Origin of the sequence: Shewanella sp. SM71 (assembly GCF_025653905.1) — a bacterium.
GTDB lineage: Bacteria > Pseudomonadota > Gammaproteobacteria > Enterobacterales > Shewanellaceae > Shewanella > Shewanella oncorhynchi.
Genome location: NZ_JAKKRW010000012.1, coordinates 94,405 through 111,544, shown reverse-complemented (window position 1 = coordinate 111,544; position 17,140 = coordinate 94,405). Strand labels below are relative to the sequence as shown.

The 17,140-nt window shown below is 45.7% G+C and carries 14 protein-coding genes and 3 tRNA genes; 9 read left to right on the top strand and 8 right to left on the bottom strand.

What is annotated here, in order from left to right; translation table 11 throughout:
* Nucleotides 1-17: 17 nt before the first annotated feature.
* Entirely contained in the window at nucleotides 18-2,297 is a 2,280-nt protein-coding gene (locus L5L97_RS13355) for an acyl-CoA dehydrogenase (RefSeq protein ID WP_263182332.1), read from the bottom strand.
* Nucleotides 2,298-2,313: 16 nt separating this feature from the next.
* Nucleotides 2,314-2,952 carry a TetR/AcrR family transcriptional regulator gene (locus L5L97_RS13350; protein WP_263161120.1) on the bottom strand — a complete coding sequence of 213 codons (639 nt, stop codon included), beginning with the start codon at nucleotides 2,950-2,952 and terminating at the stop codon, nucleotides 2,314-2,316.
* 220 nt (nucleotides 2,953-3,172) lie between these two features.
* On the opposite strand from L5L97_RS13350, the gene L5L97_RS13345 reads away from it, so the two are divergent.
* Nucleotides 3,173-5,038 carry a M2 family metallopeptidase gene (locus tag L5L97_RS13345; RefSeq protein ID WP_263182331.1) on the top strand — a complete coding sequence of 622 codons (1,866 nt, stop codon included), beginning with the start codon at nucleotides 3,173-3,175 and terminating at the stop codon, nucleotides 5,036-5,038.
* Nucleotides 5,039-5,122: 84 nt separating this feature from the next.
* On the opposite strand, the gene smrA is transcribed toward L5L97_RS13345, so the two are convergent.
* Complete coding sequence (gene smrA / locus L5L97_RS13340; RefSeq protein WP_168825232.1) at nucleotides 5,123-5,713, bottom strand: DNA endonuclease SmrA; 591 nt, start codon at nucleotides 5,711-5,713, stop codon at nucleotides 5,123-5,125.
* A gap of 118 nt (nucleotides 5,714-5,831) precedes the next feature.
* Between smrA and L5L97_RS13335 the strand changes: the two genes are divergently transcribed.
* Together L5L97_RS13335 and L5L97_RS13330 are read left to right on the top strand one after the other, a co-directional pair.
* Nucleotides 5,832-6,407 carry a nuclear transport factor 2 family protein gene (locus L5L97_RS13335; protein WP_263182328.1) on the top strand — a complete coding sequence of 192 codons (576 nt, stop codon included), beginning with the start codon at nucleotides 5,832-5,834 and terminating at the stop codon, nucleotides 6,405-6,407.
* A 104-nt stretch (nucleotides 6,408-6,511) separates the two neighbouring features.
* The gene (locus L5L97_RS13330; RefSeq protein WP_263182326.1) at nucleotides 6,512-7,030 is read left to right on the top strand and encodes a YchJ family protein; all 519 of its coding nucleotides are present in this window, start codon (nucleotides 6,512-6,514) and stop codon (nucleotides 7,028-7,030) included.
* Nucleotides 7,031-7,200: 170 nt separating this feature from the next.
* Here L5L97_RS13330 and L5L97_RS13325 read toward each other — a convergent pair whose 3' ends face one another.
* The 3 genes from L5L97_RS13325 to L5L97_RS13315 all read right to left on the bottom strand — a co-directional run bounded on the left by L5L97_RS13325 (nucleotide 7,201) and on the right by L5L97_RS13315 (nucleotide 10,613).
* Entirely contained in the window at nucleotides 7,201-9,384 is a 2,184-nt protein-coding gene (locus L5L97_RS13325; RefSeq protein ID WP_263182325.1) for a putative bifunctional diguanylate cyclase/phosphodiesterase, read from the bottom strand.
* Nucleotides 9,385-9,628: 244 nt separating this feature from the next.
* A complete protein-coding gene (locus L5L97_RS13320) occupies nucleotides 9,629-9,916 on the bottom strand; it encodes a DUF406 family protein (RefSeq protein WP_113939682.1) in 288 nt (95 codons plus the stop codon).
* Nucleotides 9,917-10,124: 208 nt separating this feature from the next.
* The gene (locus tag L5L97_RS13315; RefSeq protein ID WP_263141936.1) at nucleotides 10,125-10,613 is read right to left on the bottom strand and encodes a VC2046/SO_2500 family protein; all 489 of its coding nucleotides are present in this window, start codon (nucleotides 10,611-10,613) and stop codon (nucleotides 10,125-10,127) included.
* A gap of 125 nt (nucleotides 10,614-10,738) precedes the next feature.
* On the opposite strand from L5L97_RS13315, the gene L5L97_RS13310 reads away from it, so the two are divergent.
* The 4 genes from L5L97_RS13310 (at nucleotide 10,739) to L5L97_RS13295 (ending at nucleotide 12,583) form a co-directional block, all read left to right on the top strand.
* Nucleotides 10,739-10,823 (top strand) — tRNA-Tyr (locus L5L97_RS13310).
* 71 nt (nucleotides 10,824-10,894) lie between these two features.
* Nucleotides 10,895-10,979 (top strand) — tRNA-Tyr (locus L5L97_RS13305).
* 142 nt (nucleotides 10,980-11,121) lie between these two features.
* Nucleotides 11,122-11,206 (top strand) — tRNA-Tyr (locus tag L5L97_RS13300).
* Between the two features lie 231 nt (nucleotides 11,207-11,437).
* On the top strand, nucleotides 11,438-12,583 hold the full coding sequence (locus L5L97_RS13295) for a PLP-dependent cysteine synthase family protein (RefSeq protein WP_263182324.1): 1,146 nt from the start codon (nucleotides 11,438-11,440) through the stop codon (nucleotides 12,581-12,583).
* 98 nt (nucleotides 12,584-12,681) lie between these two features.
* Here L5L97_RS13295 and queE read toward each other — a convergent pair whose 3' ends face one another.
* The gene (gene queE, locus L5L97_RS13290; protein ID WP_263182323.1) at nucleotides 12,682-13,350 is read right to left on the bottom strand and encodes a 7-carboxy-7-deazaguanine synthase QueE; all 669 of its coding nucleotides are present in this window, start codon (nucleotides 13,348-13,350) and stop codon (nucleotides 12,682-12,684) included.
* A 171-nt stretch (nucleotides 13,351-13,521) separates the two neighbouring features.
* On the opposite strand from queE, the gene queC reads away from it, so the two are divergent.
* Both queC and rrtA read left to right on the top strand, forming a co-directional pair.
* Entirely contained in the window at nucleotides 13,522-14,244 is a 723-nt protein-coding gene (gene queC, locus L5L97_RS13285; RefSeq protein WP_263182322.1) for a 7-cyano-7-deazaguanine synthase QueC, read from the top strand.
* Nucleotides 14,241-14,837, top strand: coding sequence for a rhombosortase (gene rrtA / locus L5L97_RS13280; protein WP_263182320.1), 597 nt, complete (start codon nucleotides 14,241-14,243; stop codon nucleotides 14,835-14,837). Before queC ends, rrtA begins: the two co-directional genes overlap by 4 nt.
* 76 nt (nucleotides 14,838-14,913) lie before the next feature.
* On the opposite strand, the gene uvrB is transcribed toward rrtA, so the two are convergent.
* Nucleotides 14,914-16,920 carry an excinuclease ABC subunit UvrB gene (uvrB, locus tag L5L97_RS13275; RefSeq protein WP_028760013.1) on the bottom strand — a complete coding sequence of 669 codons (2,007 nt, stop codon included), beginning with the start codon at nucleotides 16,918-16,920 and terminating at the stop codon, nucleotides 14,914-14,916.
* Nucleotides 16,921-17,140: the final 220 nt, after the last annotated feature.

The window sequence follows — 17,140 nt, the reverse complement described above, 5'->3', positions numbered from 1 at the left end:
TCAAACACTAACAATCACTATAACGCTTCGAAATCATTCACATTAATTGCCGCTAAGCGCAGCTTATCAGCATGCTGTAACTTTTGATCTTCGTCGGCAGTAATAACGCCAGTCTCGAGTGCTTTTGCAAACAAAACTATATTCGGCACTTTTGCAGGCAAATCACCGGCACGCTGCGCTTTCTTCAGTTTTTTATAGATATCTTTACAGGCATATTGCGCGATAAATGCTTGCTCAACTTCAGCAATACCGCCCTTATCCCCTTCAAATTCAGGGCATAAGAAAGTAATACGTTCACGAGCAGGGCCAGGCTTCAACATGCCGCTAACTAAATCGGTCGCCATTTTGTCGCTCGGTGCAGTGAAGTGATTACCCAGTGGAAAAATTAAGCCACGCAGTAACCATGCCACAGGACGGCTCGGGAAGTTACGAATCGTGTCTTCCAACGCTTTAGCCGCCAAGTGCAAACGATTAGCCATTACATAACGTACCGCAGGCAAATCGTCCTGTTGACGGCCATTATCTTCAAACAACTTCAAGGTTGCTGAGCCTAAATATAACTGGCTGAGCACATCACCCATACGTGCTGAGAGCATTTCTTTGCGTTTTAAATCGCCGCCCATGATCAGCATTGATAAATCTGTCATTAAGGCTAATGCAGACGAAATACGCGACATATCTTTATAGTACTGCTTAGTTTCACCGCTCACTGGCGCACTGCCAAAACGGCTACCGCTTAACGCGCTAAACAAAGCACTGAAAGCATTACGCGTGGCATAACCCATGTGACCCATTAATAACGCATCAAAACGCTCTAAGGCTTCATGTTGGTTTTCCATCGCTGCGGCTTCCATTTCGGCAAGTACGTAAGGATGGCAGCGAGTCGCACCTTGACCAAAAATCATCAAGGAGCGGGTTAGAATGTTCGCGCCTTCCACAGTGATCGAAATTGGATTCGACATATAAGGGTGGCCTAAATAGTTTTTAGGTCCTAATTGAATGCCCTTACCCGATTGAATATCCATGGCATCGTTCATCACTGAACGGCCTAATTCAGTCATGTGGTACTTAGCTATCGCGGTCACGACCGAAGGTTTGACTTTTAGATCGATACCCGTGGTTGTTAAACGACGCGCAGCTTCTAACTGATAAGTGTTGGCAATAACACGTGCCAGCGCTTCTTGCACCCCTTCAAACTGGCCAATTGCCATACCAAACTGGTGACGCACATAGCTGTAAGCCGTTGTCGTCTTCGTCGCCATGTGACCAGAAGCCGTTGCCAATGCTGGCAATGAAATACCGCGGCCCGCTGACAAACACTCAACCAGCATACGCCAGCCTTTACCGGCAAACTCAGGGCCACCGATAATCCAATCGAGCGGAATAAACACTTCTTTACCTTGAGTAGTACCGTTCATAAACGCCATTCCCAGCGGATTATGACGACGACCAATCACCACACCAGGATGATCCGTTGGGATCAACGCACAGGTAATGCCTAAGTTTTTCTTATCGCCAAGCAGACCTTCAGGATCGCGCATTTGGAACGCTAAACCCAGAACTGTTGCTACAGGCGCCAGCGTGATATAACGCTTATCCCAGGTAAGTTTAAGCCCAAGCATTTCTTCGCCGTTGAAAGTATCACGACACACAATACCTACATCGGGGATAGCGCCGGCATCACTGCCCGCTTCTGGACCAGTTAATGCAAAACAAGGAATTTCATCGCCTTTAGCTAAAGCAGGTAACCAACGTTCTTTCTGCTCATTCGTACCATAATGGGTTAGCAACTCACCAGGGCCTAAAGAGTTAGGCACCATTACGGTCACGGCGGCGCTTACGCTACGGCTGGCTAATTTGCTGACAATGGTCGAGTTTGCATAGGCAGAGAAAGCTTTACCACCAAATTTCTTCGGAATAATCAGTGCGAAGAAACCTTCTTTCTTAAAGTATTCCCACAGCTCTGGCGGTAAATCCTTGCGGTTATGCACTATGTCGAAATCATCGATCATCGTCAGTGCTGTCATTACTTGATTATCAATAAAGTCTTTTTCTTCTGCAGTTAGCGTGGGTTTGCCATAGCTATGCAAGGTATTCCAGTTAGGATTTCCGCGAAATAACTCCCCTTCCCACCAGACATCACCCGCTTCCATCGCTTCACGCTCGGTATCTGAAAGTGGCGGCAAGACCTTCTTGAAAAAACTAAAAACTGGGCGGGTAATAAACTGCATCCGGATATTTTTCACCGCAAACAACACGACAATGGCTATCAGGGCAAGAATTATAATCGTCAACATTATCAAGACCTTTTAATTAAGAAGAAACGGGGACTGATACGCCAGCCGCCATGTAGGGGATCACTTTACGGATCACGGCTTCGATGTCGTTATGCTCACCAAACTCAGCAGCAGCAATGTCATTTAGGGCATCAGCGGACGCCATAGTGAACACGATAGTGCCTAAGGTAAAGTGTAAGCGCCAAAACATTTCAGCGGGTGGAATATGTGGTGCACTGGCCGACACGGCTTTAACAAAAGCATCGAGATGCTGGCCGTAATGGGTAGTAATAAACCAACGTAAATGCCCTTGGCTTTCGATATAGCCACGGCCTAAAAGCTGCAGGAAGATCGTGGTACCTTCGGTACGTAGCGCGTTTAAATCCAATAAAGGATCGACCAAAGAAGACAGGATCTCTTCGAGTTTAGCTTGTGCTGGAGCGGCATTTAAACGGTGAATTTGGCTTGAAGCAGCAGGCATAAATACGTCTAAATAGCGGGCTAACACTGCACGGATCAGCTCTTTTTTAGAACCAAAGTGATAATTGACCGATGCTAAATTCACCTCAGCTTTGCTGGTAATGAGTCGCAAGGAAGTCTCAGAAAAGCCCCGTTCGGCGAACAGTTTTTCTGCGGCATCAAGTATTCTAGTTTTTGTATCGGATCGACTTGCCATTCCGTGACCTTGAATTAATTTAAAACACTCGTTTAAATTAAACATTGGCACCACGGATGTCAAACTAAAATTGGACAAATTCACCGCTTTCTAGTCTGTGATACAAGTGGTATGTCATACATGTCCGAATAAGTGTTAAAAACAAGTCAATTAACCCTTGTGCAATAACCCTGTGGTTTAGGTAAACTGTGTAACACAAAAACAACAAGGACAACTAGACATGGTTATTTCATTGAATCGTCGCAGTAAAATCGCGCTCACAGTGGCACTCTCGCTGGGATTAACGGCCTGTAATGATCCACAAAGTAAAACAGACAAGACAGCTACTGCAGAAGCAGCTGTCATCAATACCGCCCCAGATAAAGCACAAGCCATTGCTTTTATTAATGATGCTGAAGCCAAGATGGCCGAATTATCGATTGAATCTAATCGCGCCGAGTGGATTTACAGCAACTTTATTACTGATGATACCGCGGCCCTTTCTGCCGCAGTCGGCGAAAAGGTCAGTGCAGCGTCGGTAAAATTTGCAACAGAGGCGGCTAAGTACGCCAATGTGGAACTCGATCCCATTAATGCCCGCAAGCTCAATATCCTGCGCAGTGCGTTAGTGTTACCCGCGCCGCTCGATCCTGCGAAAAATACCGAGCTGGCGCAAATTAGTTCAGAATTAAATGGCTTGTACGGCAAAGGAAAATACTGTTTTGCCGACGGCAAGTGTATGACTCAGCCTGAGCTATCGAGCTTAATGGCCGAATCACGTGATCCCGTAAAATTACTGGAAGCGTGGAAAGGCTGGCGTGAAATAGCTAAACCCATGCGCCCCTTGTTTCAACGCGAAGTTGAACTGGCCAATGAAGGCGCAAAGGATCTCGGTTATGCCAACCTGTCTGAACTATGGCGCAGTCAATATGATATGAAGCCCGATGACTTTTCACAGGAACTCGACCGTCTTTGGGGCCAAGTTAAGCCACTTTATGAGTCCTTGCACTGCTACGTACGGGGAGAATTGAATAAAGAGTACGGCGATAGCGTCGCACCGACCACTGGACCCATCCCGGCACACTTACTTGGCAACATGTGGGCCCAGCAATGGGGTAATGTGTATGATCTCGTCGCCCCTGACAATGCCGATCCGGGTTACGATGTCACTGAGTTACTCGCAAAGAAAGGCTATGACGAGCATAAAATGGTGAAACAAGCCGAAGGCTTCTTCACATCATTAGGGTTCGCACCATTGCCAGAAAGTTTTTGGGCACGTTCTTTATTCGTTCAGCCAAAGGACCGTGATGTGGTTTGTCACGCTTCGGCGTGGGATCTCGATAATCTCGACGATATCCGCATTAAAATGTGTATCCAAAAAACTGCCGAAGATTTTAGCGTTATCCACCACGAACTTGGGCATAACTTCTATCAACGCGCTTATAAGCAACAACCATTCCTGTTTAAAAACAGCGCTAACGACGGTTTCCATGAAGCCATTGGTGACACGATTGCCCTATCTATTACGCCAAGCTATTTAAAGCAGATCGGCTTATTAGAAGAAGTGCCTGATGCATCTAAGGATATCGGCCTCTTACTAAAACAAGCCTTAGACAAAATTGCTTTCTTGCCCTTTGGCCTGATGATAGATCAGTGGCGCTGGAAAGTGTTTAGCGGCGAAATCACGCCTGCCCAATATAACCAAGCTTGGTGGGATCTGAGGGAAAAATACCAAGGCGTAAAAGCACCGACTGAACGTAGTGAAGCAGATTTTGATCCGGGTGCTAAATACCATGTACCAGGCAATGTACCCTACACCCGTTACTTCCTAGCGCATATTTTGCAATTCCAATTCCATCAAGCGCTGTGTGAAACTGCAGGCGATAAAGGTCCGGTACACAGATGCAGTATTTATGGCAATCAAGCCGCGGGAGAGAAACTCAATAAGATGCTCGAGTTAGGCTTAAGTAAACCTTGGCCAGAAGCATTGAAAGAAGTCACCGGCAAAGAAACGATGGACGCAAAAGCGGTGCTCGATTACTTCGCCCCACTTAAAACATGGTTAGATGAGCAAAATACCACCGCAAACCGCCAGTGTGGTTGGTAAGGGGTCATTAAATTATCACCCAATAACATAAAACAAAATGCCCAATAAAATTGGGCATTTTTATTCAATCCTTATCTGTTTAATCTAACGCCATCCCATGCCTTTGCGATTGGCTTCACGGTTTTCAAGCTTGAGCTGTTCAGACTTAGTTAACATCACATAAAGTGCCCCAGCACCGCCCTGCTCGGTTTTCGCCGAATGATAGGCAAGCACCATATCGAGTTGTGATAACCAATAGCACACAGCGGATTTGAGCAATCCCGCAAAGGGTTGACTCTGATAGCCTTTACCGTGGATCAACATGACACAGCGTTCACCATGTGCCTGCGCTGCCAGTAAATAGTTAAGGACGGCATCACGAGCTTGGTTTAACCGATAAGCATGCACATCAAGCTCCATCTTGATGCTGTATTGCCCCATTCGGAGTCGTTTAAAAACACCGCTTTGTACTCCCTCACGCTTAAAGCTCACAATGTCATCTGGCGCTTGCTGTGGAAACGCTTTTAAATCCAGTGGCATACACGCTAGGAAGGCTTCCCGTTCTAAAGCATCGCGTCTGTGTATTTGCTCAGCCGTCAACGCTTTCGGTGCTAAATTTACCACTGGCATATCGCCTTTTAGTGGTACGACTCCAGCCATTTCCTCAAAAAACAGTGCTGATTCATCATCCAGCATGGCAAGCTCCTTTACTTCACACTCTTGTACAGAAACACACTTTGTAAACATTCAAGGCTTTAGTTCAGCGGGCGCCTCCATTATAGTGACGCCATGATTGCCAGATTAGAATAAAGTAATGAAATTTTTGCCGCTAGTCCTGATGTGCTTATTGTCACTGCCAAGCTTAGCCAATCCAGCTAAAACTCATACAAAATCCACTGATGATCAATTGATCAATGCTAATTACCCTTTGTTTATTAGCGCTTTTAATCAATTGTCCCCTGACGTGACTCGTGAGATTTACGCTGATGACGCTAGCTACTTATCTGAAAGTCAAAGTAAAGAAATTTACTATGGACGAGACAATATTGTCGCCATTTACAAGAAGTTTTTCGATAAAATCCGCGCCAAAAAAGCCTCTATCGACGTGGATTTTCGCATTACTAAACGCAAAATTATCGGTAATGGTGCCATAGATACAGGCTATTATTTGGTTCGATTTTACCCAGCACAAGAAACTGGCGAACCTGTGAGTGAATTTGCTGGCAAATTTGCTATTGGTACAGAAAAAGTCTCATCCACCCAATGGAAAGTGAGCTTAGATACCAATAACCGCGCAGAACCTAGCTATTATCTGAATGCGAAACCAGTGCCTAACTTGTATTATGGTCGCCAATTTCCGCCTTTACCTGCGGGTAAAAAATTACCCTAATGTTAATGCCTATTACGTTTAAATGGACTATCTCACATCTAATGTATTTAGATAGAAATCGAACAAATTTAAACAAATACAATTAAATTAAAGACTTAGAAAACATGACTACAACTAAGCAAGCCTGCCCCTGTGGCAGTGGGATAAGCTATCAAGATTGCTGTGGTCCACTGCATACGCATGTAGACTCTGGGCAAGTGATTGCCCGTACACCTGAACAGCTTATGCGCTCACGCTACTGCGCATTTGTATTGAAAAATTTTGATTACATTTTAAAAACACATCATCCAGACTATCTAAATGGCCTTACTCTCACGAGCCTCAATGCTGATCCTCATCCACATTGGTTAGGATTAGATGTACAGAGCAGTACTGAAACACCAAGCCACAATGCTCAAGCGGCGATAGTTGAACAACGACATGGCACTATTACTTTTAAAGCTTGGTATAAGCTCGATGGTGAAATTGATGCTATCTATGAGCGATCAGAATTCATCTACCAAGCAAGTCGCTGGTATTACAGCCAAGGCCAGCAAATGACGGCTAAATTACCCAGTAGAAATGATCTCTGTATTTGCCATAGTGGCAAAAAATTCAAACAATGCTGCTTAAAATCTCGATAGGTATACAGTGCTGAACTGCACTGGAAAATTACGATGAAGGTTTATAGTGCTAATTGAACAAGCACAGAGATGAATAATAAAGGCAACCTAGATTACAAACCTAGGTTGCCTTTATTTTATCGTGAGCAGCACATTTGAAATAATTGTGACTTAGTGGGTTATGTGTAACTTTAGTGAGTTATGACCGAAGCGCTTTTAGCCGACAAGATAAATTGTGCAAACTCAGGCTCCCGTAATGCAGGACTATAGAGATAACCCTGTGCCTGATGACAAAAACTTTTCGCTAAAAATGCTTCTTGCTCAAGGGTTTCAACCCCTTCTGCCGTCAGAGATATATTTAATGCATTCGCCATGGCGATAATGGCTGACACAATTTCGCGACTTTCGCGGCTGACGGTAAGATCTGAAATAAACGAACGATCAATCTTAAGTTTACTGATCGGAAACTGCTTCAAATAACGCATAGAGCAGTAACCCGTCCCAAAATCGTCAATCGCGAGCCCTACGCCTAATTCCGCTAATTCTTGGCATAACAAGGTCGCGTGGCGAATATCACCCATCAATTCAGTCTCTGTGATCTCTAAGATTAACGTCTTAGGTTTCAAGCGATAACGTGTCAACAACTGCCACACTTGCTCGAATAAATTACCACTGAAGAACTGGCGGGCCGACACATTCACATGCATTGTCATATCGGCATTATGATGCTGCCATAGGTTTAACTGTCGACATGCGGCCTCTAAAACCCAGCTGCCGATAGAATTAATCATCCCCGACTGCTCAGCAATATCAATAAAGGAAGCTGGAAATAACACGCCTCTTTTAGGGTGGTGCCAACGGATTAAGGCTTCGGCGCCAATATAGGTATTCTGCTCAAGATCCCTCAGAGGCTGATAATAAAGCTCAAACTGACGACCACGGATCGCACTGTGTAAATCACGTTCTATCTGCGCATCCTCTTTAAATGCACTCAATAACGTGCTGTTAAATACTTGGATTGCAGTGCCTTTTTTCTTTTTAGCATACTGCACTGCAATATCGGCACAGGTTAATGGGGCAAACAAACTCGCCACAGAGGCAATATCAACCACAGCTAAAGCAGGCTTTGGTTCGACTTGCTCACGGCCGATTAAAATAGGCATAGCAAGATGTTGATACAGGCGCGTACTAAAATAATCGAGATCGTAAACCGCATTATCATCGGTCAATAGCACGGCAAATTCATCGCTGCCGACGCGGGCAATTTCGGTGGCCTTATTAATCTCAGAAAAATGTTTCAAACGGCGGGCAATTTCTATCAACAAACTATCGCCATTTTCATGACCATAGGTATCGTTAAAACGCTTAAATCCCACTAAATCAACTAATAACAACAGTCCCTTCGTGGTACGTTCAAGGACTCGATTAAAATGAGTACGGTTATGTAGTCCCGTTAATCCACAACGCCAAGCAAGCCGTTCAAGCTCTGACTTATAGTTATGCTCGTCGGTATTTTCTTCACACGAGACCAAGGCATAATGATTGCCGCGATCGGTAATGAACTGACTCAGCACGTATGTCAGCCAATAACGACTGCCATCGGCACGACTAAACTGCACTTCGCCTTTGGCAATTTCGCCCCTAAAGATTTGCGCTAGAGTTTGCTCGGCTAATTGGGCATGCTGCTTGAAAAAAGCCAACTCACGGATATTCGCGCCGATAATCTGCTCACGAGGCATGCCGGTGATTTCACTGTGCGCCTGATTCACATACTCGACTTTTTCAGTATGCAGATTAATTAACATACTGATTTGTCGCGATTGTTCAGTGGCACAGCGAAATAAACTCAAGCTTTCTTCTTTATCGTAGCTGTGTTTTGTCGCTAAGGTCAGGGCTAATTGGTCAGCCATCTGGCACGCGAGGTGAATTTCACTGTCATGCCAGTGGGGAGTCAATTGTGCCCGTTCGATGCAGAGCACACCTTCGAGACGGCCATTGATACGAATAGCGATGTCAAGACTCGAGTTGATTTGCCTCGGGATAAAATAGCACTCAGCCAATTCACTTAAACGTGGATCGGTGAGGGCATTGCCTGCATCGATATGGCGCAGAGTTTTGAGCTCGTGTACATACCGGGGGCAATCTTGTAATAACTTAGGTCTATGAATGTCTTGCAACATCATAGAACCAAATTGTGCGACGAGTGATTGGGTTTGTTGATCAGATGAAAAAGTCCACACTGATACCAAAGAAACCGCTAAATTCTGGCACAACAACTCTGTGGTTAACTCTGCCGTCTTTGTGAAATCGCCCTGCTGTTTTGCAGTTGACTGTACCAAAGACTCCAATAAATGCTGATGCTGACGTCGCTTCACGCTGGTTCCCTACAAAACTTCGTGTTGGGCTAAAGGTCTTTGCTGTTAGCAAACTTACCTTGAAATTTAGAATTAAGCTGATTGAATTATTCTTATTTGGAGGCAGATTACACTAACTGTTGTAAGCACAGCAACATGTGGCACAATTTATTACAATTTGGTTAACAATAGCAGCATTTTTAGGCAATTAGCGCGATTTCCGGATATCCATAACCGACTAAAAACTAAAGTGCTGCTTTAAAAATTACAGGCCGTTTTCCAATTGAAAAATCATTTTTTCCGCGCTGACATTGAAGGTCAGCAGTAAGTCGACGCCTTCAGTCTTAGTCACAAATTCAGTTTGCACTTCAGCAAATCGAGTTTGAGCGCGTGTTGCCATGCTTTCGGCATCCGCTTGAGCGCTATCGCCAACAAAATTTAACGTCAATAACGTATCGTGTTCATCAATAACGGCGCCGATATCGACAAAGCTGCCGCAATCGGTGCAAGTGTCATTCACTGTCGGGCTCTGTGCTTCTATTATGCCTTTCATCTGTATTCCTTAATGTATAGAGCGACTGATTAACGGCATCACTAAAATATGCTCGTTAAATTTTTAACGCGGTAAATTTTAACTCGATAGGTTAATACGAATTATAGGTAATTAAGCTTCAAGATAACTGGCTTTAGCTCACGCTTATTTATCGAAATGGATCAGATTGACTTGATGGGTATTGAAGACCACTTGCGGGAAGACGGCCTTAGGCTGAAGCGAGCAAAGACACAAGATTACGTTGGATTGCCAATTGATCAGCAAAGTGCATGATCTCGACTTTGGGCGCGGTTAGTTGGCCCCTTTGCCTCAGCTGAGTCACATGGTCACAGTTACTTAACGCTTCTGCCATTGCGACTGACTCGCCGCCACGGATGACTAAGGCTTCCGGTCGCAATGCTTGTTGTAATTGAAACGCACGTGGACCTTGAGCCATAAAAATACTGCTGTTATCAACCACTGGTTCAGCAGACGATAAATCCGCCATTAAACTTTGCTGCGGTGGCAATTCGAACTGACGTTGTAATTTTTGCGCCATATCAAGTTCATTTTGCCATTGGAATTGCGCCATGTCCCGAGCGTCAACCGACAGTAACGACAGCAACAGGGCGAATTCGCCCCGTCTGTCGTTTTCTATCGCCGCGTTTAAGCGGGTGCCAATTTGGGCTTCGTTGACTAAAGGAACATCAATTTGCATAAAAAAACATCGTCAAAACAATTCGTTGTTAGTTAATCGACCATTTGATACATAACTTTAGGAATATTTTTAAATTGGGTATTTACATGGAAAAGGTTTCTGACTACTATGGCGGCCGCAATTGAGGAGGGGTTCCCGAGTGGCCAAAGGGATCAGACTGTAAATCTGACGGCTCAGCCTTCGAAGGTTCGAATCCTTCTCCCTCCACCATTTGCACTGCAAGTTTTATTGTGTTGTTCGAAAATGATGTAGAGTTTTACAAAAGCGTTAAAGGTATTCGTGGAGGGGTTCCCGAGTGGCCAAAGGGATCAGACTGTAAATCTGACGGCTCAGCCTTCGAAGGTTCGAATCCTTCTCCCTCCACCATCTTTATCTCTAACGCAGATAATCATTTTCAAAGACTAAACATGGCCAATGTTTAGTTTTGTCTTGATAAACAAGTCTGTTATTGATGATGTTTTGAAAGGCAATTTTAAAAGTCAGTTGTAAAGCTAAAAAGAAAGTTTGTGGAGGGGTTCCCGAGTGGCCAAAGGGATCAGACTGTAAATCTGACGGCTCAGCCTTCGAAGGTTCGAATCCTTCTCCCTCCACCATTTCTTTCACCCTCGCATATTCTTCTTGTTCCACTTCCGCTTAGTCTGTTCCAACTTAATCTGACTGTTCCAGCTTAATCTAATTAAATTCTTGGCATTTCTATATTAAGTAAACCTCTCGGTGAGCGACATTGGTTTTTGATTTCAATTACGTCGTGCTCTACTTTAAGCGAATGACTTCAAGCTCATCCAATAAAACCGCTTTGCCCGTCCCTGTGATATGCTCTGAAAATGATCCCTTTCGATGTGACTACTATGATTTCTAACACGATTCAACCACCAGTGGATTCTCACAGCGCTCACAGACTCTGCCCAACATGGGAAGCCCATGCGATAGGCAAGATTGAAGCGGATTTTCAGCGCAGCGCCGATACCCACTTGATTAAGCTTGAATTACCTATGCTCGATGGCATAGATATTTATCTTAAAGATGAAAGTACCCACCCGACAGGGAGTTTGAAGCATCGCCTCGCCCGCTCACTCTTCCTCTATGCCCTGTGTAACGGCTGGATTAAGCAAGGCACGCCAATTATAGAATCCTCATCGGGCAGTACGGCGATTTCTGAAGCCTACTTTGCCCGCTTACTCGGTTTACCTTTTATTGCCGTAATGCCCAAAAGCACAGCTAAAAAGAAGATTGAGCAGATCACTTTCTATGGCGGTCAATGTCATTTTGTCGATCATTCCAGTGAGATTTACGCCGAATCGGCGCGCCTTGCCGCAGAGCTAGGCGGCCATTATATGGATCAATTCACCTACGCCGAGCGTGCAACCGACTGGCGCGGTAATAACAATATCGCTAACTCGATTTTCAATCAGATGGAGCGCGAGCCACACACTATCCCGCGGTGGATAGTGATGAGCCCAGGCACTGGCGGCACATCGGCGACCATAGGCCGCTACATTCGCTATCAGAGGTTGGCAACACAACTTTGCGTGGTCGACCCGCAAAACTCCGTTTTTTTTGATTTCTATCAGAGCGGCGATGCCAGCTTAACCTGTTGCAATGGCAGTAAGATTGAAGGCATAGGTCGACCGAGAGTCGAGCCATCGTTTATTCCTGGAGTTGTCGATACTATGCAGCAAATTCCCGACGCCGCATCGGTGGCGACGATTCATTGGTTAGAACAATTAATTGGCCGCAAAACCGGCGCATCCACAGGAACCAACCTGTACGGTGCATTGCAACTTGCAGTACAAATGCAATCGCGCGGAGAGCAAGGCTCAATAGTGACCCTCATTTGTGACTCGGGTGAGCGTTACCTTGATACTTATTACGATACAGATTGGATTACAGCTAACATCGGCGATATTGCGCCCTATCAGCGCCAACTTGCAGCATTTAATCATTTCGGCCAGTTAAGTGAGCTTGATTAAGCGACTGTATTAAGTCGTTAGGTTTAGAATCCACAAAACATCCACCATAAAAAACGCCCCACAACTGTGAGGCGTTTTTTATGCTTTGCAAATTAGCATTAATCAATATTCAAATACTTATGGGTCTGGATCGATAAGCGCCAATTACGGGCGATACACACTTTCATCGCCAGTTCTGTCGCTCTAGGCTTTTGACTAATCGGCTGCAGGCAAATCGTTTTAGCTGAAATATCGATGTCTTGCAGTAACTCGTCAAGTTCATCGATGTGATTTTCAGTGGCGATAGGATGCTTAATCTCATTGGCGCGATTCAGCGCCTGTGCTAATACCTGATACCCCCCTTTCATGTTCACCTTGGGTGATACTGTCACCCAAGTGTCATCGGCACAGTTGATTTCGAAGGTGCCACTGGTTTCGATTTGAGTCGCAAAGCCTTGGCTGTGCAAGGTCTCGGTTAATTCGCGTAAATCGTACATACAAGGCTCACCGCCGGTGATAACTATATGGCGCGCAGTGAAAGCTTTAGCATGAAAAGCAGCGATAAGACTTTGCGCCGTATGATCAGCCCAGCGACCAATGGTGCCGTCCACGGTAATCACTTGCTCTGGCGAGACCTTATTGGCTTCAAGCACATCCCATGTCTGTTTCGTATCGCACCAAGCACATCCCACGGGACAACCTTGTAGGCGGACAAATATGGCGGGTACTCCGGTAAAGACACCTTCACCTTGAATGGTTTCAAATACTTCGTTGACTGGGTAGTTCATGCTGGCGTTCCACTTTTCTGGGGCGGCATTTATAGTGGATTTTAGCTTGAGCTGCAAGTTTTTGCGCCGAGAAAGCCTATTTGATCTAGATCGCCAGAGTTTGCAAGGACTATGGCCTGAGTTACACTAACGGCCTATTTATACCTGTTCTACGGTTAAGTGAAATCTTTTATGTCAACGAGCTTAGTGTCAAAACCCTTAGCGTCCAAAGCAGTGGTGGTATTCAGTGGCGGACAAGACTCAACAACTTGCCTTATTCAAGCCCTAACCCAGTACGATGAAGTACATGGGATCACTTTTGACTACGGTCAACGCCACCGCGAAGAAATTGAAGTTGCCAAATCCTTAGCAAAACGCTTGAAGATCACCAGTCATAAAGTCATGGATGTCACCTTACTCAATGAGTTAGCTATTTCAGCCCTCACCCGTGATGCGATACCCGTTTCACACGAGTTGATGGAAAATGGCTTACCCAATACCTTCGTGCCCGGCCGTAATATTTTATTTTTAACGCTTGCAGGTATTTATGCCTATCAATTAGGGGCGCAAGCGATTATCACAGGCGTGTGTGAAACCGATTTTTCAGGCTACCCTGATTGTCGTAACGATTTTGTCAAAGCGATGGAATCCGCCTTAGTTCAAGGCATGGATAAACAACTAAAAATCATCACGCCTTTAATGTGGCTCAATAAGGCACAAACCTGGGCACTGGCGGATAAATATCAGCAACTCGATCTGGTTCGCCACCATACTCTCACCTGTTATAACGGTGTGATTGGCGATGGCTGTGGTGATTGCCCTGCCTGTCATCTTCGCAAACGTGGATTAGATGATTATCTACAGAATAAAGCGGCGGTTATGGCTGAGCTTGACGCCAGCGAGCCAAAAGCATGACACGCAGTCCCTATTGGGTCGCGCTGATGGTGAGTCTGATCTGTGCGGGTTTGTATGCCGCAGGCTTAGCAAGCCCCGATGTCGATAACTTACTCGCCTATCGCCGCAGTGCAATTAGTGAGGGTGAATGGTGGCGATTAATCAGTGGAAATTTACTGCACACGAATCAATGGCATCTATTGATGAACCTTGCAGGGCTGTGGGTGGTGCTATTTTTGCACCATTTTCATTATCATCTCAAAGGCTTAAGTGCACTATTTTTCGTGTTATGTTTACTTGAAGGTATAGGCTTGTATTTAGGCTATCCGCAATTGCTCGGTTATGTCGGCTTAAGCGGTATGTTGCATGGTTTGTTCGCCTACGGCGCAGTGCAGGATATTGTCCGTAAGCTGCGCTCAGGCTATCTGCTGCTCGTTGGCGTTATCATCAAGGTCGGTTACGAACAGCTTTATGGTGCCAGCAGTGATGTCACCGCCATGATAGGTGCGCGCGTGGCAACCGAGGCGCATTTGGTCGGCTTAATCTGCGGGCTGATTTGCACTTTAGCGGTGTTTATCAAGCTAAAAATGAGCCAATCAAAAGTCCCTGCTTAATCCAAGTCAAGATATTAAAAAGCCGTCGCTGCATGATTGCTGGACGGCTTTTTTAATGCTGAGCGCAAGAATAAATCTAGGCTTTGATCAACAGGTCCCGCAGGTGCTTGACTTCATCACGCATTGCCGCCGCTTGTTCAAACTCTAAGTTGCGCGCATGTTCATGCATCTTCTTCTCAAGCTGATCGATTTGATGGCTCAACTCTGCCGCATCGGCTTTATGGTAATGGGACTTAGGCTCAGCCACTTTGCCATACACAGCTTTACTGTCGCGGCCATCATCCACATCCATCACATCGGTGATCCGTTTAACGACGCCCTTAGGCGTGATACCGTGTTTTAAGTTGTGCGCCCGCTGACGTTCACGACGTCGGTCAGTTTCACCTATCGCTTTCTCCATCGAATTGGTGATGCGATCGGCATAGAGGATCACTTTACCATTGACGTTACGCGCCGCGCGGCCAATCGTTTGGATGAGCGAGCGTTCAGAGCGCAAGAAGCCCTCTTTATCGGCATCTAAAATACACACCAATGACACTTCAGGCATATCTAAGCCTTCGCGCAATAAGTTGATCCCAACCAGCACATCAAACTTACCTAAACGCAGATCGCGGATGATCTCGACCCGTTCGACTGTGTCTATGTCCGAATGCAGATAACGCACTTTTACGCCATGTTCGTCGAGGTATTCAGTCAAATCCTCCGACATACGCTTAGTCAACGTCGTCACTAACACCCGCTCATTGACGGCCACTCGCTTGGCGATTTCAGACAATAAATCGTCCACTTGGGTCCCAACAGGGCGCACTTCTAATTCAGGATCGAGCAATCCCGTTGGCCGCACAACCTGCTCAGCAATCTCGCCTTCGCTCTTTTCCAGCTCGTAGGCACTCGGTGTTGCCGACACATAGATAGTTTGCGGCATCAATTGCTCAAACTCTTCAAACTTGAGCGGCCGGTTATCCAAGGCGGACGGTAAGCGGAAACCGTATTCCACAAGTGTGGTTTTACGGGAACGGTCACCTTTGTACATAGCGCCGATTTGCGGCACAGTCACATGGGATTCATCGATAATTAATAAGCCGTCGGCAGGCAAATAGTCGAGCAAGGTTGGTGGCCCTTCCCCCGGTGCGCGGCCAGACAAATAGCGCGAGTAGTTTTCGATGCCAGAGCAGTAACCCAACTCCACCATCATTTCCACATCGTATTGCACCCGCTCATGGATACGCTGGGCTTCAATTAACTTGTTGTTATCGAGTAGATATTGTTTACGCTCACGCAGTTCTTCTTTAATAAACTCAGTGGCAGCGATAATTTTTTCCCGCGGCGTGACATAGTGTGTTTTAGGGTAAACCGTCGTACGGGCGATACGTTTAATAATATGGCCCGTTAACGGGTCAAACTCACTTAAGCGTTCAATCTCATCGTCGAACAACTCGACTCGAATGGCATTACGCTCAGAATCGGCAGGGAAAATATCAATCACTTCACCGCGCACACGATAAGTACCACGTTGTAGCTCAATATCATTGCGCTTGTACTGCAATTCACTGAGACGAATTAAGATGTCACGCTGCCCCATCACATCGCCTTGGCGTAAATGCAGCAACATTTTTAAATAGGAATCGGGATCGCCCAAGCCATAAATAGCCGACACCGAAGCAATCAGCACCACATCTTTACGTTCTAACAGCGCCTTAGTGGCGGATAAGCGCATCTGCTCAATGTGAGCATTAACCGAAGCGTCCTTTTCGATAAAGGTATTTGACGCAGGTACATAGGCTTCTGGCTGATAGTAATCGTAGTAAGAAACGAAATACTCGACCGCATTATGGGGAAAGAACTCTTTCATCTCGCCATAAAGCTGCGCCGCCAAGGTTTTATTAGGCGCCATGATAATCGTGGGTCGGCCTAACTTTTGGATCACATTGGCAATCGTGAAGGTTTTACCTGAGCCCGTCACCCCGAGTAAGGTTTGGCAGGCCAGACCCGCTTCGAGTCCATCGACTAATTTGGCAATCGCTGTAGGTTGGTCGCCTGCGGGGGCGAATTGCGATTCAAGCTGAAAAACAGATTCTGACACGCGCACATATCCTTTTAGTGAGTCGCCCCATTCTAATCAAGTCACCGACTAAGCTCCACAGTTATCCTTCCTGTCGTCATATCAATACGATCTAAAACCGCAAGATGACAATTTAAAGGAAGAAACATGAAACTTTTAAACTAAGGCGTTTTCAGCGTTTTTTGCTCACAAAACACCCGCAAACTAAGCAAAAATGCCAATTTAATACACAAGAAATCAA

Excerpts from the sequence above, each read along its gene's own strand:
- L5L97_RS13335 (WP_263182328.1), top strand. The coding sequence starts at position 5,832 with ATGAAATTTTTGCCGCTAGTCCTGATGTGCTTATTGTCACTGCCAAGC.
- smrA (WP_168825232.1), bottom strand. The coding sequence starts at position 5,713 with ATGCTGGATGATGAATCAGCACTGTTTTTTGAGGAAATGGCTGGAGTC.
- L5L97_RS13355 (WP_263182332.1), bottom strand. The coding sequence starts at position 2,297 with ATGTTGACGATTATAATTCTTGCCCTGATAGCCATTGTCGTGTTGTTT.
- L5L97_RS13320 (WP_113939682.1), bottom strand. The coding sequence starts at position 9,916 with ATGAAAGGCATAATAGAAGCACAGAGCCCGACAGTGAATGACACTTGC.
- L5L97_RS13350 (WP_263161120.1), bottom strand. The coding sequence starts at position 2,952 with ATGGCAAGTCGATCCGATACAAAAACTAGAATACTTGATGCCGCAGAA.
- queC (WP_263182322.1), top strand. The coding sequence starts at position 13,522 with ATGTCAACGAGCTTAGTGTCAAAACCCTTAGCGTCCAAAGCAGTGGTG.
- L5L97_RS13315 (WP_263141936.1), bottom strand. The coding sequence starts at position 10,613 with ATGCAAATTGATGTTCCTTTAGTCAACGAAGCCCAAATTGGCACCCGC.
- L5L97_RS13345 (WP_263182331.1), top strand. The coding sequence starts at position 3,173 with ATGGTTATTTCATTGAATCGTCGCAGTAAAATCGCGCTCACAGTGGCA.
- L5L97_RS13330 (WP_263182326.1), top strand. The coding sequence starts at position 6,512 with ATGACTACAACTAAGCAAGCCTGCCCCTGTGGCAGTGGGATAAGCTAT.
- queE (WP_263182323.1), bottom strand. The coding sequence starts at position 13,350 with ATGAACTACCCAGTCAACGAAGTATTTGAAACCATTCAAGGTGAAGGT.
- rrtA (WP_263182320.1), top strand. The coding sequence starts at position 14,241 with ATGACACGCAGTCCCTATTGGGTCGCGCTGATGGTGAGTCTGATCTGT.
- L5L97_RS13295 (WP_263182324.1), top strand. The coding sequence starts at position 11,438 with ATGATCCCTTTCGATGTGACTACTATGATTTCTAACACGATTCAACCA.